We start from the raw sequence: 23,631 nt of genomic DNA on the forward strand, positions 1-23,631 counted from the left end.
GGCTACCTTGCTACAGCAAGCTTTTGACGTAGGCGTCAATGTCGCTGATATATTTTTCTATACCTGGAGCATCTTTCTCACGAATCAGATGTTCCAGCGTTTCACATAACTGCTTGCCGGGTACCAGATTAAGCATGGCAAACACCCCTTTCAGGCGGTGGGCCGTTTGGGCCAGCGCAGCGAAATCGCTGGTTGCCGCCTCAGTATACAACCTCTTAACATCATCCGGTACTGTGTCTACAAATAGCGCATAATAGCCGCTGGCATGAAGCTCGGCATTTTCATCTCCGCCGAGCGGGGAGGCGGGAATCTCTTCCTGCGCCAGCTGCTCTTCGATAAGTTGTAGTACAGCTTCCTGCATAGCATTGCTCATATTAAAGTTGACGCGCAACTGACCCGGGCCAATTTTCCGCACGCCTGACTCATCATCGCTTAAAAGCAAGCCCGAGGCAGTAAGATTAGACGGATTATCCGTTAAAAAGAGATCATATTCTTGACTTATCTGCCTTTCATCCGGCGTGATGCAGGTGGCGCCCCAGTTTTCTAACTGACGCAGCACAATCGCGCGAACCTCGTTGGACGTCACATCGACCATCACGCTCACGTCGTCCAGCAGGCGCTCTTCGACCTGAGTATGCTGATCGTGAGGAAGCATTTTGACATGAACGGTATAGCGCGTGCCCAGCGTTTCTCGCGCTTTAATGTTGAGATGACCGCCCAGTTTGCGCGCCAGTTGATTGCACAGCCAGAAGGTGAGCGGATTCGCTTTGCCGTAACGATCGCCCTGCGTTTCATTCATATACGGGAAATGCAGATTATCAATCTCGTTTAACGTTACACCTTCGCCCGTATCCAGAATACGGAAAGTCAGACGCTCCGCGATAGATTCATCCTGCTCGACTTCAAGCGTAATTTTACCCATAGCGGTCGTTGTGACGGCATACTGAATCAACAGCAGCAAAATTCGGCGCAGGGCGTCGCGATCGCCCCAGCGTTCATCGTTGCCGCTAAGATGGTTATTAATCAGCAGTTGCAGCCCTTTACGCTTAATGGCGGGCAGCACTTCCGGCACGACTTCGTCAATAAGATCCTGCAGGGAGAACAGCGTTGCTTCGCTCTTCCATGCGTCATTTTCCAGCATATTCGCCAGTTGGATTTCATCGATCATACGTACCAATACATCCGCCTGATCCGCCAGTTTCAGGCTTTCCGGCGTGGTGACTGCCGCGGCGTTAACCGCCAGTTGGCGTACGGGCTCTTTAAGCGTGTTGCTGATATTTTGCATAAAGGCGGCGCGGCCCTGCTGATTCTTCTCATACAAACGCTGCGCCTGTTTAAGCTTCTTATTCACCAGCACTTCCCGGTCCTGATCGCGGATAATAAAGATCTGCGTGCGGGGGGCGATCTGGCTGCGAAACAGACGGATCTCATACAGTTCGTTATTAATTGTCGCCTGAATCACGCCCTGATGCTGTTCCGCCATGCTGGTAATATTTTGCAGGTTAAGATGCGGCAACAGATGATCGGCGATTTTATTGCTGATCACGGTGCGGTTTCCTTCCTGATCGTAGACCAGCAGACCCAGCGGCAGCAGAGAAACGATCTCTTCATTAATGGCGCGTAAGACGCGAAGCTCGTTATTCGCCGCGTTGCCAGATGTCGATTCCGTCGTCCGTCCCGGCTGATGACGGAACGTAGCGTAGCCAAATAACGCCAACGCCAGCAGCCCGATGTTCAGCAGTAAAGGCAGCAAAATATTTTGCAACGTATCAAGCAAAAGCGTACCGAACGGTACCTGCCAGATCAGGCGCATTCCGGTAGAGTTAAGCGCTGAGGAGATCTCAATTTTTGAACCGTTAAAGCTAATCGTGACGCTATCAGGCGCTTCCTTTTCACTGCTTCGCCCCGTCGCCTGGGTTGCGTCAGGCTCTATCCGAAAACTGTCCAGCGGCATTCCCGGCGGGATTAAATCATTAATGGGCAGATCAAACGCCACCACGGTTGCCAGATGTCCTGGCTGATTGAAGGTCGTGCGCAGCGTAAAATAGTGACCGTTTTGCCAGGCCAGTTTTCGCAATGAGGAGAAACTTTCGCGCTCATCCAGCGCATTCGCCTGCTGCAACATCTCTGCCCGGCGGGAATCGACGATATTGCCAATAGTGGACTCTTTAAAGCCGGAAGAGAGATCTTTCAACGGTAGGGTAGAGATAAGAATCAGGCTGTTATCCTGTCCGTTGAGGTAATACATGGACCACGGCACGTTTTCCGCGCCCCACAGCGTATCCAGATAAGTTGACATACGCTGCGTCATTTCCAGCGTGGCGCTGTCATGGGAACCGAAAATCAGCGCTTCAGTTTTACGTCGCGGCTTTTCAAGATAATACACATCCTGCTTCAGACGCGTTTCCTGAAGTCCTTCACCTGTCGATGGCGTAGTGGTCGCGGCGATGTTGTCATAAATTTGCCAGGTAACATACCGCCAGGTATCCACGCGTTTATGAATAGCGTGGGTGATATCGACAATTTGATAGCTTTTGTCTTTCAACCAGGCGTTGACGGCGCTCTGTACCATAACGCCCATCGTTACCAGCAGCACAATGATCAGCAATAAGAAGAAACGGGTAATGCTTCCCGGTAGAAGGGAGAATCGGGTAGAGACCGTTGTGTCAGACTGACTCATTTATGTTTACGACCTGTAAAAGCAACGCTGAAGGTGAAGGGCAGTATAAAGGGTAATGAATGAATTTCCAGACTCTTACGTCATGCCGGGCAACTTAACACGCGCTCCGTCGGCGGGACGGGAAAAGCGTACAACCTTCGCAGAACGGTACAAATATAAAGACTACTTATAAATGTTTAGCACTAAATATCAAGAAATTATTTGCTAATGTCTTACGAACGGTAGAGCAGCGAGGGTAGTGAATAACCGTGATAATTTTAGGCAGGTAGCATAAATCAGCCGGGTGTGTCTGAAAAAGGGTAAAAAAAACCGAATGCGAAGCATCCGGTTGAAATAGGGGTAAACAGACATTCAGAAGTGAATGACGGTAATAAATAAAGTTAATGATGATAGCGGTCACTATTTTAGTTGCGAATGAAGATTCTGTTTTATCATTCAGTGCTATGAATTTCATCAATTTAACCCATTGATTTTAAAAGTCTCATGAATATATTTTGTCTATTTGTGCTTATTTTTACTTGATTTTTGCTTTAAAAAAGTTCCGTAAAATTCATATTTTGAAACATCTATGTAGATAACTGTAACATCTTAAAAGTTTTAGTATCATATTCGTGTTGGATTATTCTGTATTTTTGCGGAGAATGGACTTGCCGACTGGTTAATGAGGGTTAACCAGTAAGCAGTGGCATAAAAAAGCAATAAAGGCATATAACAGAGGGTTAATAACATGAAAGTTAAAGTACTGTCCCTCCTGGTACCAGCTCTGCTGGTGGCGGGCGCAGCGAATGCGGCTGAAATTTATAATAAAGACGGCAACAAATTAGACCTGTTTGGTAAAGTTGATGGCCTGCACTACTTCTCTGACGACAAAGGCAGCGACGGCGACCAGACCTACATGCGTATCGGCTTCAAAGGCGAAACGCAGGTTAACGATCAACTGACCGGTTATGGCCAGTGGGAATATCAGATTCAGGGCAACCAGACTGAAGGCAGCAACGACTCCTGGACGCGTGTGGCGTTTGCGGGTCTGAAATTCGCTGACGCAGGTTCCTTCGATTATGGTCGTAACTACGGCGTAACCTATGATGTGACCTCCTGGACCGACGTTCTGCCGGAGTTCGGCGGCGACACCTACGGCGCTGACAACTTTATGCAGCAGCGTGGTAACGGCTATGCCACCTACCGTAACACCGACTTCTTCGGCCTGGTGGATGGTCTGGACTTCGCGTTGCAGTATCAGGGCAAAAACGGCAGCGTGAGCGGTGAAAACACCAACGGTCGCAGCCTGCTGAACCAGAACGGTGACGGTTACGGCGGATCGCTGACTTATGCAATCGGCGAAGGCTTCTCTGTCGGTGGCGCTATCACCACGTCTAAACGTACTGCCGATCAGAACAACACCGCTAACGCTCGCCTGTATGGTAACGGCGATCGCGCCACGGTTTACACCGGTGGCCTGAAATACGATGCGAACAACATCTATCTGGCAGCGCAGTATTCTCAGACCTATAACGCAACCCGTTTTGGTACCTCTAACGGTAGCAACCCGTCCACCTCTTACGGTTTTGCCAACAAAGCGCAGAACTTTGAAGTGGTTGCTCAGTACCAGTTCGACTTTGGTCTGCGTCCGTCTGTGGCTTACCTGCAGTCTAAAGGTAAGGACATCAGCAACGGCTACGGCGCCAGCTATGGCGACCAGGACATCGTAAAATACGTTGATGTCGGCGCGACTTACTACTTCAACAAAAACATGTCCACCTATGTTGATTACAAAATCAACCTGCTGGATAAAAACGACTTTACCCGCGATGCGGGCATCAACACCGACGACATCGTAGCGCTGGGTCTGGTTTACCAGTTCTAATTAGCAAAAGATGTTGCTAAAGGGCCTGCGGGCCCTTTTTTCATGCCTTATTCCGGCGTACAAATACGACGTTTTGATATACGCTTGCGTCCATTCGAATGAGGATAAACAGCGATGAAAATGACTTTTTGCCGGGCCGTGTGTCTGGCGGCGGCTTTTTTACTTATGGGCTGCGATGAGGCTCCCGAAACGACAACAGCGTCACCTGCCGCTCAGGTGCTGGAAGGTAAAACGATGGGGACCCTCTGGCGGGTGAGCGTGGTTGGCATCGATGCGAAACGCGCCGCAGAGTTACAGACTAAAATCCAGACTCAGCTTGATGCTGATGATTGGTTGCTTTCTACCTATAAAAATGACTCCGCGCTGATGCGTTTTAACCATTCACGCAGTCTTGCGCCCTGGCCGGTCAGCGAAGCCATGGCGGATATCGTGACCTCGGCGCTACGTATTGGCGCGAAGACGGATGGCGCGATGGATATCACCGTGGGCCCGCTGGTCAATCTGTGGGGGTTTGGGCCGGATCGGCAGCCGCTGCATATCCCAACACCAGCACAAATCGATGCGGCAAAAGCGAAAACAGGCCTGCAACATTTGCAGGTTATCGACAGGGCTGGACATCAGTTTTTGCAAAAAGATCTGCCGGATCTTTATGTTGATCTCTCCACGGTCGGGGAGGGCTATGCGGCGGATCATCTGGCGCGACTGATGGAGCAGGAGGGCATTGCGCGTTATCTGGTCTCGGTGGGGGGCGCATTAAGCAGTCGCGGGATGAATGCGCAGGGGCAGCCGTGGCGCGTCGCGATTCAGAAGCCGACCGACCGGGAAAACGCGGTGCAGGCGATTGTGGATATCAACGGGCATGGCATCAGCACCTCCGGCAGCTACCGCAACTATTATGAGCTGGATGGCAAGCGTGTCTCGCACGTTATCGATCCGCAAACGGGGCGCCCCATTGAACACAACCTGGTATCGGTTACGGTCATCGCGCCAACGGCGCTGGAAGCGGACGGCTGGGACACCGGCCTGATGGTGCTTGGTACGCAAAAGGCGCAAGAGGTCGTGCGGCGAGAAGGGCTGGCGGTCTTTATGATCATGAAAGAAGGTGAAGGCTTTAAAACCTGGATGTCGCCGCAGTTCAAAACGTTCCTAGTGAGCGATAAGAATTAAAACGCAAGATTACGGGTTTTTGTGGGCGGATTTACGGACACACTGCATGTAAGCAAGCACTATGCTTAATGAAGGAGTCTATGATGAAAAAAGCGTTACTTACCGATGATGAATGCTGGCTGCGGGTGCAGGCGCGCGATGCCAGCGCGGATGGGCGTTTCGTTTTTGCGGTGCGAACCACCGGCGTTTTTTGCCGCCCTTCTTGTCGCTCGAAGCGGGCGTTACGTAAAAATGTTCGCTTTTTTGCCAACGCGCAGCAGGCGCTGGACGCCGGTTTTCGCCCCTGCAAGCGCTGTCAGCCGGATAATGCGCGCGCGCAGCAACGGCGGTTGGATAAGATTGCCTGCGCCTGCCGTTTGCTTGAGCAGGAGACGCCGGTAACGCTGGCGTCTCTGGCGCAGGCGGTGGCGATGAGCCCGTTTCATCTGCACCGTCTGTTTAAAGCGAGCACCGGAATGACGCCGAAAGGGTGGCAGCAGGCGTGGCGCGCCCGGCGGCTGCGTGAGGCGTTGGCGAAAGGAGAGCCGATCACGGCGGCTATTTACCGCGCTGGCTTCCCGGATAGCAGTAGCTACTACCGTCATGCCGACCAGACGCTGGGCATGACGGCAAAACAGTTTCGCAAAGGCGGCGATAATGTCTCCGTTCGCTATGCGCTGACGGACTGGGTTTACGGACGGTGCCTGGTGGCGGAGAGCGAGCGGGGGATTTGCGCGATTCTCCCCGGTGATAGCGACGAGGCGCTACTGGCTGAATTACACACCCTGTTCCCGGCGGCCCGCCACGAACCTGCTGACGCGCCTTTTCAGCAACGGGTGCGGCAGGTTGTCGCGGCTATCAACACACGCGATGTGCTGCTCTCGTTGCCGCTGGATATCCAGGGAACCGCGTTTCAACAGCAGGTCTGGCAGGCGTTATGCGCGATTCCCTGCGGCGAAACCGTAAGCTATCAACAGCTTGCCGCGACTATCGGCAAACCCACGGCAGTACGCGCGGTCGCCAGCGCGTGCGGCGCGAATAAACTGGCGATGGTGATCCCGTGTCATCGGGTCGTGCGTCGCGATGGCGCGCTCTCCGGTTATCGTTGGGGCGTGCGTCGAAAAGCGCAGCTATTAAAGCGAGAAGCGCAAAAAGAGGAGTAGCAATGCTGGATCTATTTGCTGATGAAGCGCCCTGGCAAGAGCCCCTGGCGCCTGGCGCGGTGGTGTTGCGCCGCTTTGCGTTTCGCGCGGCGCAGTCGCTATTAGACGATATCGGGTTTGTCGCCAGTCAGTCTCCGTTTCGTCAGATGGTGACGCCGGGCGGCTACACCATGTCGGTGGCGATGACCAACTGCGGCGCGTTAGGGTGGACCACCGATCGTCACGGTTATTGTTATGCTGTGCGCGATCCGTTGACCGATAAACCCTGGCCTGCGCTGCCGTTATCGTTTGCCAGCGTATGTCGTCAGGCGGCAATCGCGGCAGGGTATGCGAGCTTCCAACCGGACGCCTGCCTGATCAATCGCTACGCGCCCGGCGCAAAACTGTCGCTGCATCAGGATAAAGACGAGCCGGATCTGCGCGCGCCTATTGTCTCAGTTTCGTTGGGGGTGCCGGCGGTTTTTCAGTTTGGCGGCCTGCGTCGCAGCGATCCGCTCCAGCGGATCTTACTGGAGCATGGCGATATCGTGGTCTGGGGCGGCGAGTCCCGGCTGTTTTATCATGGTATCCAGCCGCTTAAAGTGGGCTTTCATCCCATGACCGGTGAATTTCGTTACAATCTCACCTTCCGCCAGGCGGCTGAAAAAGAATAAAAATAAGAATTATTATTGCTGTGCAGGTGGAGTTAGTTAAACTGCGGGCTGTTATTATCGGTCCGGGTTGTATGCATGGAACTTCTTATTCTTGTCTGGCGGCAGTACCGCTGGCCATTTATTAGCGTGATGGCGCTGAGCCTCGCCAGCGCGGCGCTGGGGATTGGCCTGATCGCGTTTATCAATCAGCGCCTGATTGAAACGGTGGACACCACCGTCATGGTGCTGCCGGAATTTCTCGGTCTGCTCCTGTTGCTAATGGTCGTCACATTAGGTTCCCAACTGGCGCTCACCACTCTGGGACACCATTTCGTTTACCGCCTGCGCAGCGAATTTATCAAGCGCATTCTGGATACGCACGTTGAACGCATTGAGCAACTGGGCAGCGCCTCTTTACTGGCCGGTCTGGCCAGCGATATTCGCAATATTACTATCGCCTTTGTGCGTCTGCCTGAGCTGGTGCAGGGCATTATCCTCACCGTCGGCTCGGCGGCGTATCTGGCGATGCTATCGACAAAAATGCTGCTGGTTACGGCTATCTGGATGGCGGTCACTATCTGGGGCGGATTCGTGCTGGTGGCGCGGGTTTACCAGCATATGGCGACCCTGCGCGAGACCGAAGATAAGCTGTACAACGACTATCAGACGGTGCTGGAAGGACGCAAAGAGCTGACGCTAAACCGCGAGCGTGCGGAGCAGATTTTTCAGCAATGTTATACCCCGGACGCCAAAGAGTACCGTCATCACATTATCCGTGCCGATACTTTTCACCTGAGCGCCGTCAACTGGTCGAATATCATGATGCTGGGAGCGATAGGCCTGGTCTTCTGGATGGCGAATAGTCTCGGCTGGGCGGATACCAACGTCGCGGCGACCTATTCACTGACGTTGCTGTTCCTGCGCACGCCGCTGCTGTCTGCGGTGGGGGCGTTGCCAACCCTACTGACCGCCCAGGTGGCGTTTAATAAACTGAATAAATTCGCGCTCGCCCCGTATAAGCCTGATTTTCCGCAGCCGAAAGCCTTTCCCGACTGGAAGACGCTGGAGCTGCGCAACGTGGTTTTCCACTATCAGGATAACGCGTTTTCCGTGGGGCCCATCAACCTGACGATTCACCGCGGCGAACTGCTGTTTTTAATTGGCGGCAACGGTAGCGGGAAATCGACGCTGGCCATGTTATTGACCGGATTATACCAGCCGCAATCGGGAACGATTTTACTTGATGGTCAACCTATTGCCGCCGGGCAGCCGGAAGATTATCGCAAACTGTTTTCTGCGGTGTTCACCGATGTGTGGTTATTCGACCGCCTGCTGGGGCCGCAGGGGAAACCCGCCAATCCCGCGCTGGTCGAAAAGTGGCTTGAGCACCTGAAAATGACGCACAAGCTGGAGCTAAACGATGGGCGCATTTTGAATCTTAAACTGTCGAAAGGGCAAAAAAAGCGCATTGCGCTGCTGCTGGCGCTGGCGGAAGAGCGCGATATTATTTTGCTGGATGAGTGGGCCGCCGATCAGGACCCGCATTTCCGCCGGGAATTTTATCAGGTACTGTTGCCGTTAATGCAGGAAATGGGCAAAACCATCTTCGCCATCAGCCATGATGATCACTATTTTATTCACGCCGATCGTCTGCTTGAAATGCGCAACGGACAGCTAACCGAACTCACCGGCGACGAACGTGACGCCGCCTCGCGTGATGCGGTTGCGCGTACTGCGTAATGGCCGGATGAACCGCCTGATGGCAGCCCTACGTCCGCACGCGGGTAGGCCTGATAAGATGCCACGCGTCGCCACCAGGCATCGGGGTATTTTTTGCGGCGGGCGAGCGGATTTCCAGACGTGTTTTGAAAAGAACCCCGGAGCGCTGCGTGAGCCGGCGTGTTCAGATGCCCGGTAAGTGTGACCGGGCAGCGTAACATCATCGCGCGACGGCGTTCTGTACGTTAGCGTCCGCTTTCCAGATGCGGTATTTCACGTCCACATTCGCCGGGGTATACACCACGATCGGCAGCTTGCTGTTGTAGCGCAGCATCCCGTCTTCACCCAGCCAGGCGGTGACGAATTTTTGCTCTTTCTTACCTTCAGGGCAGGCCATCATGGTTGATACCGGAGAGGTGACGTTATCAAAGACATAATAGTCATAGCCCCAGCCTTCCAGCGTTTTTGTTTCCAGCGTGCCGCCGAGGCGATGCTGGTTACAATCCACATTCAGCGTTTGGCCAATCAACAGTTCCACTTTGAGGGTAGATTCATCCTGCTGAGGGGTAAGGGTTATCACTTGCCGCTTCATTCCTTTTTCCGCCTGCGGATAGGGGGCGATTTTTTCCAGCGGCTGGGCGGTATCGCTATTGTTAGCCCAGGCAGAGGCGCTGGCGAGGGCGGCGAAGACGACGGCAGGGACAAACATCTTCATTTGATTGTTCACAGTATTTCCTTTCTGCTGTTTTCGGTATGCACGGGCAACAGATTAACACATTCATATTATCTATTAATCTGTATTTACTCATATTTTCAAGATTATTAATAAAATAGCGTCTTTTTATATAGTGGAATATTCCGATATTGATAATGTAAATGAAATTATCAACTATTAGTGATTTTCGTTATATAAGCATCTATATAACTCATTGAAATGTGAGAAAAAGCACGTTTACGGGTCTTTACCTGGCACTCTTTTGATCCGGCAACAGCATTTACCTCTATCGGGGTATGCATCTCTTACACATCCTGAAATATCTTATTTACAAAAACAACTACTCATAAATTGTACGGTTTTTATTGGTATTCACTCCCTATGGAAGCGTGTCGTTATGGAAGGGCGATATCATGGTTGATTTATCCCGTCGAAGCATGTTGACCGGCAGTTGGCGCAACGCCAGCAATGGGATTCTTCCGCCGTGGGCCAGAGAAACAACCTATTTTTTCGCACATTGTCTGCGTTGCGACGCCTGCATCCAGGCGTGTGAGGCCGACATCCTGCAGCGAGGGGCGGGGGGATATCCGAGCGTAGATTTCAAACGGGGCGAGTGCAGCTTTTGTTATGCCTGTGCGCAGGCCTGTACTGAATCGCTTTTTCTTCCGCGCCACACCAGGGCCTGGGATCTGATTTTTACGCTCACGGAAAACTGCCTCGCCAGGCAATCGGTTGAATGCCATCGTTGCCAGGACAGTTGTGAACCTATGGCCATTACCTTTCGTCCCACGCTATCCGGTATTTACCAGCCGCAGCTTGACTCGCAGGCCTGTAACGGATGCGGGGCGTGTGTGGCTATCTGTCCCGTGTCAGCCATCAAAGCGGAGAACCACCATGCGCACTAACTGGCAGGTCTGTAGCCTGGTCGTGCAGGCCAAAAGTCAGAACATCGCCGCCATTGGCACACAGTTGAACACGTTGCCGGGTTGCGAAGTCGCGTTAAGCGACGTTGAAAGCGGGCAACTGATCGTGGTGGCGGAAGCAGATCAGAGTGAAACGCTGATGCAAACAATTGAGTCAGTACGCAATGTCGAGGGCGTACTGGCGGTGTCGCTGGTTTATCACCAGCAGGATGAGCAAGGTGAGGAAACACCATGAAACTCAGTCGTCGTAGCTTTATGAAAGCTAACGCCGTTGCGGCCGCTGCGGCGGCTGCCGGTCTGAGCGTGCCGGGCGTCGCCCGCGCCGTTGTCGGGCAGCAGGAAGCCATCAAATGGGATAAAGCGCCGTGCCGTTTTTGCGGAACGGGTTGCGGTGTGTTGGTGGGAACGCAGCAGGGCCGTGTGGTCGCCTGCCAGGGCGACCCCGACGCGCCGGTCAACCGTGGTCTGAACTGCATTAAAGGCTACTTCCTGCCCAAAATCATGTACGGTAAAGATCGTCTGACGCAGCCGATGCTGCGCATGAAAGACGGCAGCTATCACAAAGACGGCGAGTTTACGCCGGTGAGCTGGGAACAGGCCTTCGATGTGATGGAAGAGAAGTTTAAAACCTCCCTGAAAGAGAAAGGACCAGAAGCGATCGGCATGTTTGGGTCGGGTCAATGGACCATCTGGGAAGGCTATGCCGCCGCGAAACTGTTCAAGGCTGGTTTCCGCTCTAACAACATTGACCCGAACGCGCGTCACTGCATGGCCTCGGCGGTGGTGGGCTTTATGCGTACCTTTGGCATGGATGAACCGATGGGCTGCTACGACGATATTGAGCAGGCCGATGCGTTTGTGCTGTGGGGTTCCAACATGGCGGAGATGCACCCGATTTTATGGTCGCGCATCACTAACCGCCGTTTGTCCGACCCGAATGTGAAGGTCGCTGTCCTCTCCACCTTCCAGCACCGCAGCTTTGAACTGGCGGACAACGGTATTGTCTTTACCCCGCAAAGCGATCTGGTGATCCTTAACTATATCGCGAATTACATTATTCAGAACAACGCGGTAAATCAGGATTTCTTCACAAAGCATGTGAACCTGCGTAAAGGGGCGACGGATATCGGCTACGGCTTACGCCCGACGCACCCGCTGGAAAAAGCGGCGAAGAATCCGGGCTCCGACGCTTCCGAGCCGATGAGCTTCGACGAGTATAAAGCCTTCGTGGCGGAATATACGCTGGACAAGACCGCTGAAATGACCGGCGTGCCGAAAGATCAGCTGGAACAGTTGGCGCAGCTCTACGCCGATCCGAATAAGCGCGTGATCTCTTACTGGACGATGGGTTTTAACCAGCATACCCGCGGCGTGTGGGCGAATAACCTGGTTTACAACCTCCATCTGCTGACCGGAAAAATCTCCCAGCCTGGCTGCGGTCCTTTCTCGCTGACCGGCCAGCCTTCCGCCTGCGGTACGGCGCGTGAAGTGGGAACCTTCTCACACCGTCTGCCCGCAGACATGGTCGTGACGAACGAAAAACACCGTGATATCTGCGAAAAACACTGGCAGATCCCTGCTGGCACTATCCCGGCAAAAGTGGGTTTACATGCGGTGGCGCAGGATCGCGCGTTGAAAGACGGCAAGCTGAACGTCTACTGGGTAATGTGTAATAACAATATGCAGGCCGGGCCGAACATCAATGAAGATCGGATGCCGGGCTGGCGCGATCCGCGTAACTTTATCATTGTCTCCGATCCTTACCCGACGGTGAGCGCGCTGTCTGCGGATCTGATCCTGCCGACCGCCATGTGGGTTGAGAAAGAAGGCGCTTACGGCAACGCCGAACGCCGCACGCAGTTCTGGCGTCAGCAAATTAAAGCGCCGGGCGAAGCTAAATCCGACCTCTGGCAACTGGTGCAGTTCTCCCGTCGTTTTAAAACCGAGGAGGTCTGGCCGGAGGCGTTGCTGGCCCAGAAGCCGGAGCTGCGCGGTAAAACTCTGTATGACGTTCTGTTCGCCACGCCTGCGGTCAGCAAATTCCCGCTGAGCGAGCTGAAAGAGGATCAGTTAAACGATGAGTCTCGTGAGCTGGGCTTCTATCTGCAAAAAGGGTTGTTTGAAGAATACGCCTGGTTTGGACGTGGCCACGGTCACGATCTGGCGCCGTTCGACGATTACCACAACGCGCGCGGTCTGCGCTGGCCGGTCGTCGAAGGCAAAGAGACGCAATGGCGTTACAGCGAAGGCAACGACCCGTATGTAAAAGCGGGGGAAGGGTACAAATTCTACGGTAAACCGGATGGCAAAGCGGTGATCTTCGCGCTGCCATTTGAACCTGCGGCGGAGTCGCCGGACAACGAGTACGATCTGTGGCTTTCCACCGGTCGCGTGCTGGAACACTGGCATACCGGCAGTATGACGCGCCGCGTGCCTGAATTGCATCGCGCCTTCCCGGAAGCAGTGGTCTTTATTCACCCGCTGGATGCGAAAGCGCGCGATCTGCGTCGTGGGGATAAGGTTAAAGTGTCATCCCGCCGCGGCGAAGTGATTTCGATTGTCGAAACGCGTGGACGTAACCGTCCGCCGCAGGGACTGGTGTATATGCCGTTCTTCGATGCCGCTCAGCTAGTGAACAACCTGACGCTGGATGCGACGGACCCGCTCTCTAAAGAGACGGACTTCAAGAAGTGCGCCGTTAAGCTGGCGAAGGTGTAACGCGTTATGTCCCGTACAGCGAAACCCCAAAATGGCCGCCGCCGCTTTCTGCGTGATGTTGTGCGCACTGCGGGCGGGCTGGCGGCGGTTGGCGTGGCGCTGGGCTTGCAACAGCAAACCGCGCGCGCATCGGGCGTGCGGCTGCGTCCGCCTGGCGCGCTGAATGAAAATGCCTTCGCCAGCGCCTGTGTGCGCTGCGGGCAGTGCGTTCAGGCGTGTCCATACGACACGCTAAAACTGGCGACGCTGGCCTCCGGGCTATCGGCAGGCACGCCCTATTTCGTCGCTCGCGACATCCCCTGTGAAATGTGTGAAGACATTCCGTGCGCCAAAGTCTGCCCCAGCGGGGCGCTGAATAAAGATATCGCCTCCATTGATGACTCGCGTATGGGGCTGGCGGTGCTGCTGGATCAGGAAAACTGCCTCAACTTTCAGGGGCTGCGCTGCGACGTTTGCTACCGCGAATGCCCGAAAATCGATGAGGCCATCACGCTGGAGCTGGATCGCAACATGCGCACCGGCAAACATGCGCGCTTTCTGCCCACCGTACACAGCGAAGCCTGTACCGGCTGCGGCAAATGCGAAAAAGTCTGCGTACTGGAGCAACCAGCGATAAAAGTGTTGCCGTTGTCATTGGCGAAAGGGGAGTTAGGACACCATTACCGCTTCGGCTGGCTGGAGGGGAAAGATGGCAAATCGTAAACGCGACGCCGGGCGAGAAGCGCTGGCGAAAAAAGGCTGGTGGCGTAGCCACCGTTGGCTGGTGTTACGCCGTATCAGCCAGTTTATGGTGCTGGGGATGTTTCTCAGCGGCCCGTGGCTGGGCTTTTGGGTTTTGCATGGCAACTACAGCAGTAGTTTGCTGTTCGATACCCTCCCGTTGACCGATCCGCTGATTACCCTGGAAAGTCTCGCCAGTGGACATCTTCCCGCTACCGTGGCGCTGACGGGAGCAGTGATTATCGCTGTGCTGTATGCGCTGGCGGGAAAGCGATTATTTTGCAGTTGGGTTTGCCCGCTAAACCCCGTTACCGATTTGGCTAACTGGATGCGCAGGAAATTTGACCTGAACCAGTCTGCGACGATTCCACGCCATATACGGTACGTCCTTCTGGTGGTGGTGTTAATCGGTTCGGCGTTGACCGGCACGCTGCTGTGGGAATGGATTAATCCCGTGTCGCTGTTAGGTCGTAGTCTGATTATGGGATTTAGTAGCGGCGCGTTGCTGATTATTGCTTTGTTTTTATTTGATTTATTAGTCGTTGAGCACGGTTGGTGCGGGCATATTTGCCCGATGGGCGCGCTGTATGGCGTGCTGGGCAGTAAAGGCGTAGTGACCGTGACGGCCAAAAAACGTGAGAAATGTAATCGCTGTATGGATTGTTTTCATGTTTGCCCGGAACCGCATGTGCTACGTGCGCCGGTGCTGGATGAGCAAAGCCCGGCGCAGGTCACTCACCGCGACTGCATGACCTGCGGTCGCTGCGTGGATGTCTGTTCTGAGGATGTTTTTACAATAACGATACGCAACATCATTCGGGATGCACCGCGGCGGTAAGCGAGGAAATCCCCAGGAGCATAGATAACGATGTGACTGGGATTTTGGAGCGCAGCCAACAAAGAGGCAGCTCGAAGGATGAAGTGTAAATGCGATGGAGTTCGGGAGCGAAACAATGAAAAGCCATGACCTGATGAAAGCGCTGTGTCAATGGATGGCCACGCTTGCCCTGGTGGTAAGTGGTGCGGTTTGGGCGGCAAACGGAGTGGATCTGAGCCAGTCGCCGGAAGTATCCGGGACGCAGGAAGGGGCGATTCGTATGCCGAAAGAGCAGGAACGTATGCCGCTAAATTACGTCAACCAGCCGCCGATGATCCCGCACAGCGTCGAGGGCTACCAGGTGACGACCAATACCAACCGCTGTCTGCAATGCCACGGTGTGGAAAGTTATCGTACGACGGGCGCGCCGCGTATCAGTCCGACGCACTTTATGGACAGCGACGGTAAAGTGTCGGGCAACGTCGCGCCGCGTCGTTATTTCTGCCTGCAGTGCCACGTACCGCAGTCTGATACCGCGCCGATTATCGACAATACCTTTACCCCCTCGCAAGGTTACGGGAAATAAGAGGTCATTATGGAAAATTCTAACCGTAAACCCGGCTGGATAAAGCGCGTCTGGCGATGGTGGCGCAGCCCCAGCCGCCTGGCGTTGGGGACGCTGCTGTTAATCGGTTTTATCGGCGGCATCATCTTCTGGGGCGGCTTCAATACCGGAATGGAAAAGGCTAACACCGAAGAGTTTTGTATTAGCTGCCATGAAATGCGCAACACGGTGTATGAGGAGTATATGGAAACCGTCCACTACAACAACCGTAGCGGCGTTCGTGCCACCTGTCCTGACTGCCATGTGCCGCATGAGTGGGGGCCGAAGATGATCCGTAAGATCAAAGCCAGTAAAGAGCTGTACGCGAAGGTATTTGGGCTGATAGATACACCGCAGAAATTTGAAGCTCATCGCCTGACAATGGCACAAAATGAGTGGCGGCGCATGAAAGACAACAACTCGCAGGAATGCCGTAACTGCCACAATTTCGACTTTATGGATCTGACCGCGCAAAAAGGCGTCGCGGCGAAAATGCACGATCAGGCGGTCAAAGACGGACAGACCTGTATCGATTGCCACAAAGGGATCGCGCATAAACTGCCGGATATGCGTGATGTTAAACCAGGTTTCTGACAGGACGTTGATGAGTGGGAATGCTTGAAGCCAGAGATCTGTACTGCGAGCGGGACGAGAGGACGCTGTTTCGCGGGCTGTCGTTCACCGTGGAGGCCGGGGAGTGGGTGCAGGTCACCGGTGGCAACGGCGCCGGAAAAACCACCCTGCTGCGCCTGCTGACCGGGCTGGCGCGCCCGGACGGCGGCGAGGTGTACTGGCAGGGCGAGCCCCTGCGCCGCGTGCGCGACAGCTTCCATTCCGGCCTGCTGTGGATAGGGCACCAGCCGGGGATAAAAACCCGCCTGACGGCGCGGGAGAACCTGCACTTCTTCCACCCCGGCGACGGCGCGCGTCTCCCGGAGGCGCTGGCGCAGGCCGGGCTGGCGGGATTTGAGGACGTGCCGGTCGCCCGGCTCTCGGCCGGGCAGCAGCGCCGGGTGGCGCTGGCCCGCCTGTGGCTGACCCGCGCCGCGCTGTGGGTGCTCGACGAGCCGTTCACCGCCATTGACGTTAACGGCGTGGCGCGCCTCACCCGGCGGATGGCGGCACACACGGCGCAGGGCGGGATGGTCATTCTCACCACCCACCAGCCGCTGCCGGGGGCCGCGGATACCGTCCGCCGCCTGGCGCTGACCGGCGGGGGGGCAGGGCTGTGATGTGGCGTGTCTTCTGTCTCGAGCTGCGCGTGGCGTTCCGCCACGGCGCGGACATCGCCGGCCCGCTGTGGTTCTTCCTGATGGTCATCACCCTGTTTCCGTTAAGCGTCGGGCCGCAGCCGCAGCTGCTGGCGCGTATCGCGCCGGGCATCATCCAGGTGGCGGCGCTGCTGGCCTCGCTGCTGGCGCTGGAGCGGCTGTTTCGCGACGACCTGCAGGACGGCAGCCTGGAGCAGCTGATGCTGCTGCCGGTGCCGCTGCCGGCGGTGGTGCTGGCGAAGGTGCTGGCCCACTGGGCGGTGACCGGCCTGCCGCTGATGATGCTCTCCCCGCTGGTGGCGCTGCTGCTGGGGATGGACGTGTACGGCTGGAAAATCATGGCGCTGACGCTGCTGCTCGGCACGCCGGCGCTGGGGTTTCTCGCCGCGCCGGGCGTTGCGCTGACGGCCGGCCTGCGGCGCGGCGGCGTCCTGCTGGGCATTCTGGTGCTGCCGCTCAGTGTCCCGGTGCTGATTTTCGCCGCCGCGGCGATGGACGCGGCATCGATGCATTTACCCGCTGACGGCTATCTGGCGGTGCTGGGGGCGCTGCTGGCGGGCAGCGCGACGTTAAGCCCCTTCGCCACCGCGGCGGCGCTGCGCCTCAGCGTGCAGTAGCGCCCCGGCGCGACGGACATTTTACTGGTTTCAGGAGGTCAGGTGACAACGATGTGGAAAACCCTTCATCAGCTGGCGGCGCCGCCCCGGCTGTATCAGATTTGCGGCAGGCTCGTGCCGTGGCTGGCGGCGGCCGGCATCATCGCGCTGGCCACCGGCTGGGCCCGGGGCTTTGGTTTCGCCCCGGCGGACTACCAGCAGGGGGAGGGCTACCGCATTATGTACCTGCATGTCCCGGCGGCCATCTGGTCAATGGGTATCTATGCGGCGATGGCGGTGGCGGCGTTTACCGGGCTGGTCTGGCAGATGAAAATGGCCAGCCTTGCCGTCGCGGCGATGGCGCCGGTGGGGGCGGTGTACACCTTCATCGCGCTGGTCACCGGCGCGGCGTGGGGCAAACCGATGTGGGGCACCTGGTGGGTGTGGGACGCGCGCCTGACCTCGGAGCTGGTGCTGCTGTTTCTCTACGCCGGGGTCATCGCCCTGTGGCACGCCTTTGACGACCGTAAAATGGCCGGGCGCGCGGCGGGCATTCTGGTGCTGGTCGGCGTGGTGAACCTGCCGGTTATCCACTATTCCGTCGAGTGGTGGAGCACCCTGCACCAGGGCTCGACGCGGATGCAGCAGAGTATCGACCCGGCGATGCGCTCGCCGCTGCGCTGGGCCATCGCCGGCTACCTGCTGCTCTTTATGACGCTGGCGCTGATGCGGATGCGCAACCTGATTTTACTGATGGAAAAACGCCGCCCGTGGGTGAGCGAACTGATACTGAAAAGGGGGCACCGGTGAGTCCGGCATTTTCATCGTGGAGCGATTTTTTCGCCATGGGCGGGTACGCCTTTTTTGTCTGGCTGGCGGTGGCGATGACCGTGGCGCCGCTGGCGCTGCTGGCGCTGCACACGGTGCTGCAGCGCCGGGCCATTCTGCGCGGCGTGGCGCAGCAGCGGGCGCGCGAGGCGCGGATGCGCGCCGCACAGGCGCAACAGGAGGCGGCGTGAACCTGCGACGTAAAAACCGGCTATGGGTGGTCTGCGCGGTGCTGGCGGGCCTGGGGCTGACCACCGCCCTGGTCCTGTACGCGCTGCGCGCGAATATCGACCTGTTCTATACCCCCGGCGAAATCCTCTACGGCAAGCGCGAGACGCAGCAGCTGCCGGCGGCGGGCCAGCGCCTGCGCGTCGGCGGGATGGTGATGCCCGGCAGCGTCAGGCGCGACCCGGACTCGCTGAAGGTGAACTTCAGCCTCTACGACGCCGAAGGGTCGGTGACGGTGAGCTATGAGGGGATACTGCCGGACCTGTTCCGCGAGGGGCAGGGGGTGGTGGTGCAGGGCACCCTGGAGAAGGGCAACCACGTCCTGGCGCACGAGGTGCTGGCCAAGCATGACGAGAACTACACCCCGCCGGAAGTGGAAAAGGCGATGCAGGAAAACCACCGCCGCCCGCAACGCGCTGATAAGGACACCTCATCATGATGCCTGAATACGGCCACGCACTGCTGTGCCTGGCGCTCGGCGTGGCGCTGCTGCTGTCCGTTTACCCGCTGTGGGGCGTGGCGCGCGGCGACGCGCGGATGATGGCGTCGGCCGGGGTGTTCGCCTGGCTGCTGTTCATCTGCGTGGCGGGCGCGTTTTTCGTGCTGGTGCACGCCTTTGTGGTTAACGACTTCACCGTGGCCTATGTCGCCGGCAACTCGAACACGCAGCTGCCGGTGTGGTACCGGGTGGCCGCCACCTGGGGGGCGCACGAGGGCTCGCTGCTGCTGTGGGTGCTGCTGATGAGCGGCTGGACCCTGGCGGTGGCGGTGTTCAGCCGGCGGGTGCCGGCGGATATCGTCGCCCGGGTGCTGGCGGTGATGGGGATGGTCTGCGCCGGTTTTCTGGCGTTCATCCTGTTCACCTCCGGCCCGTTCGCCCGCACGCTGCCGGCCTTTCCGGTGGAGGGGCGCGACCTGAACCCGCTGCTGCAGGACCCGGGGCTGATTTTCCACCCGCCGCTGCTGTACATGGGCTATGTCGGCTTCTCGGTGGCCTTCGCCTTCGCCATCGCCGCGCTGCTGAGCGGGCGTCTGGACAGCGCGTTCACCCGTTTTGCCCGTCCGTGGACGCTGGCGGCGTGGGTGTTCCTGACGCTGGGCATCGTGCTCGGCTCGGCGTGGGCCTACTACGAGCTGGGCTGGGGCGGCTGGTGGTTCTGGGACCCGGTGGAGAACGCCTCCTTTATGCCGTGGCTGGCGGGCACCGCCCTGCTGCACTCGCTGGCGGTCACGGAACAGCGCGCCGGCTTCAAGGCGTGGACGCTGCTGCTGTCCATCTGCGCCTTCTCGCTGTGCCTGCTGGGCACCTTCCTGGTGCGCTCCGGGGTGCTGGTGTCGGTGCACGCCTTCGCCTCCGACCCGGCGCGCGGAATGTTTATTCTCGCCTTTATGGTGCTGGTCACCGGCGGCTCGCTGCTGCTGTTCGCGGTGCGCGGGCACAGGGTGCGTTCGCGGGTGAACAACGCGCTGTGGTCGCGCGAGTCGCTGCTGCTCGGCAACAACGTCCTGCTGATGGCCGCCATGCTGGTGGTGCTGCTGGGCACCCTGCTGCCGCTGGTGCACAAACAGCTGGGGCTGGGCAGCATTTCGGTGGGGGAGCCGTTCTTTAACACCATGTTCACCTGGCTGATGGTCCCCTTTGCCCTGCTGCTGGGGGTGGGGCCACTGGTGCGCTGGGGCCGGGACCGGCCGCGTAACATCAGGAAACTGCTGCTCACCGCCCTGGTCTCCACCCTGGTGCTGTCGGTACTTTTGCCATGGCTGCTGGAAGATAAAATCATCGCCATGACGGCGGTGGGGATGGCGATGGCCTGCTGGATTGCGGTGCTGGCGGTGGCCGAAGCCGTACAGCGCGTGTCCCGCGGCACGAAAACCTCTCTCAGCTACTGGGGAATGGTGGCGGCGCACCTCGGGCTGGCGGTGACGATTACCGGCATCGCCTTCAGCCAGAATTACAGCGTGGAGCGTGACGTGCGGATGCGGGCGGGCGACAGCGTGACCATTCACGACTACCGCTTCACCTTCCGGGAGGTGCGGGACATCACCGGCCCCAACTACCGCGGCGGGGTGGCCCTCATCGGGGTGACGCGCCACGGCGAGCCGGAGGCGGTGCTGCACGCGGAGAAACGGCTCTACAACACCAGCCGGATGGTGATGACCGAGGCGGCGATTGACGGCGGGCTGACCCGCGACCTGTACGCCGCGCTCGGGGAGGAGCTGGACAACGGCGCGTGGGCCGTGCGCCTGTACTACAAACCGTTTGTCCGCTGGATATGGGCCGGGGGACTGCTGATGGCGCTGGGCGGGCTGCTGTGCCTGGCGGACCCGCGCTACCGCCGCCGTAAACCATTGCCGGAGGCCGGATGAAACGCAACGTACTGTTATTACCGCTGCTGATTTTTCTGCTGATTGCCGCGGCGCTGCTGTGGCAGCTGGCGCGCAACGCGCAGGGGGATGACCCGACGAATCTCGAATCGGCGCTGACCGGAAAGCCGGTGCCGGCGTTCCGCCTGGAATCACTGGAGACACCGGGTCAGTACTACCAGGCGGAGGTGCTGACGCAGGGGAAACCGGTGCTGCTTAACGTCTGGGCCACCTGGTGCCCGACCTGCCGCGCCGAGCATCAGTACCTGAACCGGCTTTCTGCGCAGGGTATCCGGGTGGTCGGGCTGAACTATAAGGACGACCGGGCGAAGGCGGTGGCCTGGTTAAAGGAACTGGGCAACCCGTATGCGCTGAGTTTATCGGACAGCGACGGGATGCTGGGGCTGGACCTGGGCGTGTACGGCGCGCCGGAAACCTTCCTCATCGACGGCAGGGGGATTATCCGCTACCGCCATGCGGGCGATTTGAATGCCCGGGTATGGGAAAGTGAACTGAAACCGCTGTGGGACAGATACAGCCGGGAGGCGGCGCAATGAGACTGTTACCGGGCATGGTGATGCTGATGCTGGCGCTGGTTATCGCCGGGTCAGCGCGGGCGACCACCGACGTGATGCCGTTTAAAGATGAAGCGCAGGAGCAGCAGTTCCGCCAGCTCACGGAGCAGCTGCGCTGCCCGAAATGCCAGAACAACAGCATTGCGGACTCGAACGCGATGATAGCCACCGACATGCGCCGCAGGGTGTATGACCTGATGCAGGAGGGGAAGAGCCGCCAGGAAATCATCGATTACATGGTGGCGCGCTACGGCAACTTCGTCACCTACGACCCGCCGCTGACCCCGCTGACGGTGCTGCTGTGGGTGCTGCCGCTGGCCGCCATCGTGGCGGGCGGGTGGATAATCGTCGCCCGCACGCGCCGGCGGGTGCGTATCAGACAGGACGTCCTGGCTGACGCCATTCCGGCGGCGGGACCGCGCGCAGGGGTGGGGGGGTATCTTCCGGGCGTGGTTATGGCGCTGGTCGTGGCCGCCATCAGTTACTCACAGACCGGCAGCTATCAGCAGGTCAGGGCCTGGCAGCAGGCGACGGCGCAGACGCCGGGGCTGCTGGCGCGGGCGCTGGACCCGCAGGCGCAGCCGCTGAATGAGGAGGAGATGGCGCGGCTGGCGCTGGGGCTGCGCACCCGCCTGCAGAATGATGCCGGCAATGTTGAGGGCTGGCTCATGCTGGGGCGCATTGGCATGGTACTGGGTAATGCCGGTACCGCCACCGGGGCCTATGCGAACGCGTACCGGCTGGACCCGAAAAACCGCGATGCGGCGCTGGGCTACGCGGAGGCGCTGACGCGCTCGTCCGACCCGGAGGATAACCGCCGCGGCGGGGAGCTGCTGCGCCGGCTGGTGAGCCGTGACCACACGGATATTCGGGTGTTAAGCCTGTATGCGTTCAGCGCCTTTGAGCAGCAGCGTTTCGGCGAGGCGGTGGCGGCCTGGGAGATGATGCTGAAGCTGCTGCCGGCGGGTGACGCCCGGCGGGCGGTGATAGAGCGCAGTATCCGGCTGGCGCAGGAGAAATAAGACCCTGACGGCCCGGTGGCGTGGCGCCACCGGGCCTGGCTTGTTACTGCATTCCGCGTGTTTGTAAAAATAGAATGGTCGCCGCGACGCGCGAGCGCACGTTTAGTTTGCGAAGTAGATTACGAATGTGCACCTTAACCGTCTGCTCAGAAATATTCAGTACTGACGCAATCTGTTTGTTAGAAAGCCCCTGCGCCAGCTCATGCAAGACATCTAACTCTCGTTCGGTCAGGATACTAAAGGGATCTTCCTGCGCGCCAAACCGTTCGCGCTCACGCAGATATTCATTGACCCGATCGCTAAAGACTTTACCGCCGTTAGCGCCTTTGCGAATGGCCTCCAGCAGCACTTCCGGATCGCTATCTTTGAGCAGATAACCGTCGGCGCCGGCGTCGATCAGCGCGTAGATGTCGCTGGCGGAATCCGAGACGGTAAGAATAATAATTTGCGCCGTCACACCATCCCGGCGTAGCGCGTTCAGGGTATCTAACCCGCTCAGACCTTTCATATTCAGATCCAGCAGGATCAGATCGGGCTCAATGCGATTCGCCAGATCGATCGCACTCGCCCCGTCACCCGCTTCGGCAACGACATAAAAAGCCGGGTCCAGTTCCAGTAATTGACGAATACCTCGCCGCATAAGTGGATGGTCGTCCACAATAAGCACCTGAAAAGGTGTTACTTCAGGCATGCTATATCTCCTGAGTTTTATTAGAATGATTATTGTTTTCAGCGCGGAAATCGTCCAGATTTGCCACATTGTCAAGCGCGTAAATTTTACCCTAATTAGTGCATGGGTAAGTAGTAAAACCTGTGACAGGCTAGTCATTAGCTGAACGATAGAAAGGATAAAACAACCCGTTGTGAGAGAAAACAGAATACTCCCTGAAGTTGAATACTGGTCTGGACGCTTTTTTCGGACAATGTGACATAACAGAAGTGTGGCATATGTAGCTGCGCCCTTGCCCCCGTAAGTCCAGACTATCTTTACTGGCAGGAAATTCCTTATTAAAAGTCATAGCGTCTAAAGCTTTTCATTATTAACA

23 protein-coding genes are annotated in these 23,631 nt (G+C 57.4%); 20 read left to right on the forward strand and 3 right to left on the reverse strand.

Annotated elements, in window-relative coordinates:
- Positions 1 to 10: 10 nt before the first annotated feature.
- Positions 11 to 2,680, reverse strand: coding sequence for a phosphotransferase RcsD (gene rcsD / locus K8W53_RS07825; RefSeq protein ID WP_000083205.1), 2,670 nt, complete (start codon positions 2,678 to 2,680; stop codon positions 11 to 13).
- A 727-nt stretch (positions 2,681 to 3,407) separates the two neighbouring features.
- Here rcsD and K8W53_RS07830 point away from each other — a divergent pair.
- From K8W53_RS07830 to K8W53_RS07850, 5 genes are all read left to right on the forward strand, one after another.
- The gene (locus K8W53_RS07830; protein WP_000865526.1) at positions 3,408 to 4,544 is read left to right on the forward strand and encodes a porin OmpC; all 1,137 of its coding nucleotides are present in this window, start codon (positions 3,408 to 3,410) and stop codon (positions 4,542 to 4,544) included.
- Positions 4,545 to 4,658: 114 nt separating this feature from the next.
- Positions 4,659 to 5,711, forward strand: coding sequence for an FAD:protein FMN transferase ApbE (apbE, locus tag K8W53_RS07835; protein ID WP_000784307.1), 1,053 nt, complete (start codon positions 4,659 to 4,661; stop codon positions 5,709 to 5,711).
- 80 nt (positions 5,712 to 5,791) lie between these two features.
- Positions 5,792 to 6,853 (forward strand): bifunctional DNA-binding transcriptional regulator/O6-methylguanine-DNA methyltransferase Ada, encoded by a 1,062-nt coding sequence (ada, locus tag K8W53_RS07840; RefSeq protein WP_000975972.1) that lies wholly within the window; start codon positions 5,792 to 5,794, stop codon positions 6,851 to 6,853.
- Between the two features lie 2 nt (positions 6,854 to 6,855).
- Positions 6,856 to 7,506 (forward strand): DNA oxidative demethylase AlkB, encoded by a 651-nt coding sequence (gene alkB, locus K8W53_RS07845; RefSeq protein WP_023212363.1) that lies wholly within the window; start codon positions 6,856 to 6,858, stop codon positions 7,504 to 7,506.
- A gap of 75 nt (positions 7,507 to 7,581) precedes the next feature.
- Positions 7,582 to 9,225 carry a multidrug ABC transporter permease/ATP-binding protein gene (locus K8W53_RS07850; protein WP_023224385.1) on the forward strand — a complete coding sequence of 548 codons (1,644 nt, stop codon included), beginning with the start codon at positions 7,582 to 7,584 and terminating at the stop codon, positions 9,223 to 9,225.
- A 199-nt stretch (positions 9,226 to 9,424) separates the two neighbouring features.
- On the opposite strand, the gene eco is transcribed toward K8W53_RS07850, so the two are convergent.
- Positions 9,425 to 9,919, reverse strand: coding sequence for a serine protease inhibitor ecotin (eco, locus tag K8W53_RS07855; protein WP_001550295.1), 495 nt, complete (start codon positions 9,917 to 9,919; stop codon positions 9,425 to 9,427).
- 413 nt (positions 9,920 to 10,332) lie between these two features.
- Here eco and napF point away from each other — a divergent pair, with 413 nt between their 5' ends.
- The 15 genes from napF (at position 10,333) to K8W53_RS07930 (ending at position 22,585) form a co-directional block, all read left to right on the forward strand.
- Entirely contained in the window at positions 10,333 to 10,824 is a 492-nt protein-coding gene (gene napF / locus K8W53_RS07860; RefSeq protein ID WP_052939448.1) for a ferredoxin-type protein NapF, read from the forward strand.
- A complete protein-coding gene (gene napD, locus K8W53_RS07865) occupies positions 10,814 to 11,077 on the forward strand; it encodes a chaperone NapD (protein WP_001260058.1) in 264 nt (87 codons plus the stop codon). Before napF ends, napD begins: the two co-directional genes overlap by 11 nt.
- Positions 11,074 to 13,560: a nitrate reductase catalytic subunit NapA gene (napA, locus tag K8W53_RS07870; protein WP_000778097.1), complete on the forward strand. Its 2,487-nt coding sequence runs from the start codon at positions 11,074 to 11,076 to the stop codon at positions 13,558 to 13,560. The genes napD and napA overlap by 4 nt, the downstream gene beginning before the upstream one ends.
- A 6-nt stretch (positions 13,561 to 13,566) precedes the next feature.
- A complete protein-coding gene (napG, locus tag K8W53_RS07875; protein ID WP_023224383.1) occupies positions 13,567 to 14,262 on the forward strand; it encodes a ferredoxin-type protein NapG in 696 nt (231 codons plus the stop codon).
- Complete coding sequence (gene napH / locus K8W53_RS07880; protein WP_023224382.1) at positions 14,249 to 15,118, forward strand: quinol dehydrogenase ferredoxin subunit NapH; 870 nt, start codon at positions 14,249 to 14,251, stop codon at positions 15,116 to 15,118. The genes napG and napH overlap by 14 nt, the downstream gene beginning before the upstream one ends.
- A gap of 115 nt (positions 15,119 to 15,233) precedes the next feature.
- Positions 15,234 to 15,683: a nitrate reductase cytochrome c-type subunit gene (napB, locus tag K8W53_RS07885; protein WP_000835182.1), complete on the forward strand. Its 450-nt coding sequence runs from the start codon at positions 15,234 to 15,236 to the stop codon at positions 15,681 to 15,683.
- 9 nt (positions 15,684 to 15,692) lie between these two features.
- On the forward strand, positions 15,693 to 16,295 hold the full coding sequence (gene napC, locus K8W53_RS07890; protein ID WP_000431778.1) for a cytochrome c-type protein NapC: 603 nt from the start codon (positions 15,693 to 15,695) through the stop codon (positions 16,293 to 16,295).
- 20 nt (positions 16,296 to 16,315) lie between these two features.
- Complete coding sequence (ccmA, locus tag K8W53_RS07895; RefSeq protein ID WP_071667785.1) at positions 16,316 to 16,933, forward strand: cytochrome c biogenesis heme-transporting ATPase CcmA; 618 nt, start codon at positions 16,316 to 16,318, stop codon at positions 16,931 to 16,933.
- Positions 16,930 to 17,589 (forward strand): heme exporter protein CcmB, encoded by a 660-nt coding sequence (gene ccmB, locus K8W53_RS07900; protein WP_000990036.1) that lies wholly within the window; start codon positions 16,930 to 16,932, stop codon positions 17,587 to 17,589. The genes ccmA and ccmB overlap by 4 nt, the downstream gene beginning before the upstream one ends.
- A gap of 51 nt (positions 17,590 to 17,640) precedes the next feature.
- The gene (locus K8W53_RS07905; protein ID WP_072643080.1) at positions 17,641 to 18,378 is read left to right on the forward strand and encodes a heme ABC transporter permease; all 738 of its coding nucleotides are present in this window, start codon (positions 17,641 to 17,643) and stop codon (positions 18,376 to 18,378) included.
- On the forward strand, positions 18,375 to 18,587 hold the full coding sequence (gene ccmD / locus K8W53_RS07910; protein ID WP_000074110.1) for a heme exporter protein CcmD: 213 nt from the start codon (positions 18,375 to 18,377) through the stop codon (positions 18,585 to 18,587). Before K8W53_RS07905 ends, ccmD begins: the two co-directional genes overlap by 4 nt.
- Positions 18,584 to 19,063, forward strand: a complete 480-nt coding sequence (gene ccmE / locus K8W53_RS07915) for a cytochrome c maturation protein CcmE (protein WP_001053618.1) — start codon at positions 18,584 to 18,586, stop codon at positions 19,061 to 19,063. The genes ccmD and ccmE overlap by 4 nt, the downstream gene beginning before the upstream one ends.
- A complete protein-coding gene (locus tag K8W53_RS07920) occupies positions 19,060 to 20,991 on the forward strand; it encodes a heme lyase CcmF/NrfE family subunit (protein WP_000982525.1) in 1,932 nt (643 codons plus the stop codon). The genes ccmE and K8W53_RS07920 overlap by 4 nt, the downstream gene beginning before the upstream one ends.
- Positions 20,988 to 21,545, forward strand: a complete 558-nt coding sequence (gene dsbE, locus K8W53_RS07925; RefSeq protein ID WP_001533716.1) for a thiol:disulfide interchange protein DsbE — start codon at positions 20,988 to 20,990, stop codon at positions 21,543 to 21,545. The genes K8W53_RS07920 and dsbE overlap by 4 nt, the downstream gene beginning before the upstream one ends.
- Complete coding sequence (locus tag K8W53_RS07930) at positions 21,542 to 22,585, forward strand: cytochrome c-type biogenesis protein CcmH (RefSeq protein WP_058655112.1); 1,044 nt, start codon at positions 21,542 to 21,544, stop codon at positions 22,583 to 22,585. Before dsbE ends, K8W53_RS07930 begins: the two co-directional genes overlap by 4 nt.
- Positions 22,586 to 22,628: 43 nt before the next feature.
- On the opposite strand, the gene narP is transcribed toward K8W53_RS07930, so the two are convergent.
- Positions 22,629 to 23,276, reverse strand: coding sequence for a nitrate/nitrite response regulator protein NarP (gene narP, locus K8W53_RS07935; RefSeq protein ID WP_001115500.1), 648 nt, complete (start codon positions 23,274 to 23,276; stop codon positions 22,629 to 22,631).
- Between the last annotated feature and the right edge of the window lie 355 nt (positions 23,277 to 23,631).

Source organism: Salmonella sp. A29-2, from assembly GCF_020150755.1.
In the GTDB taxonomy this organism is placed as follows: Bacteria; Pseudomonadota; Gammaproteobacteria; order Enterobacterales; family Enterobacteriaceae; genus Salmonella; species Salmonella enterica.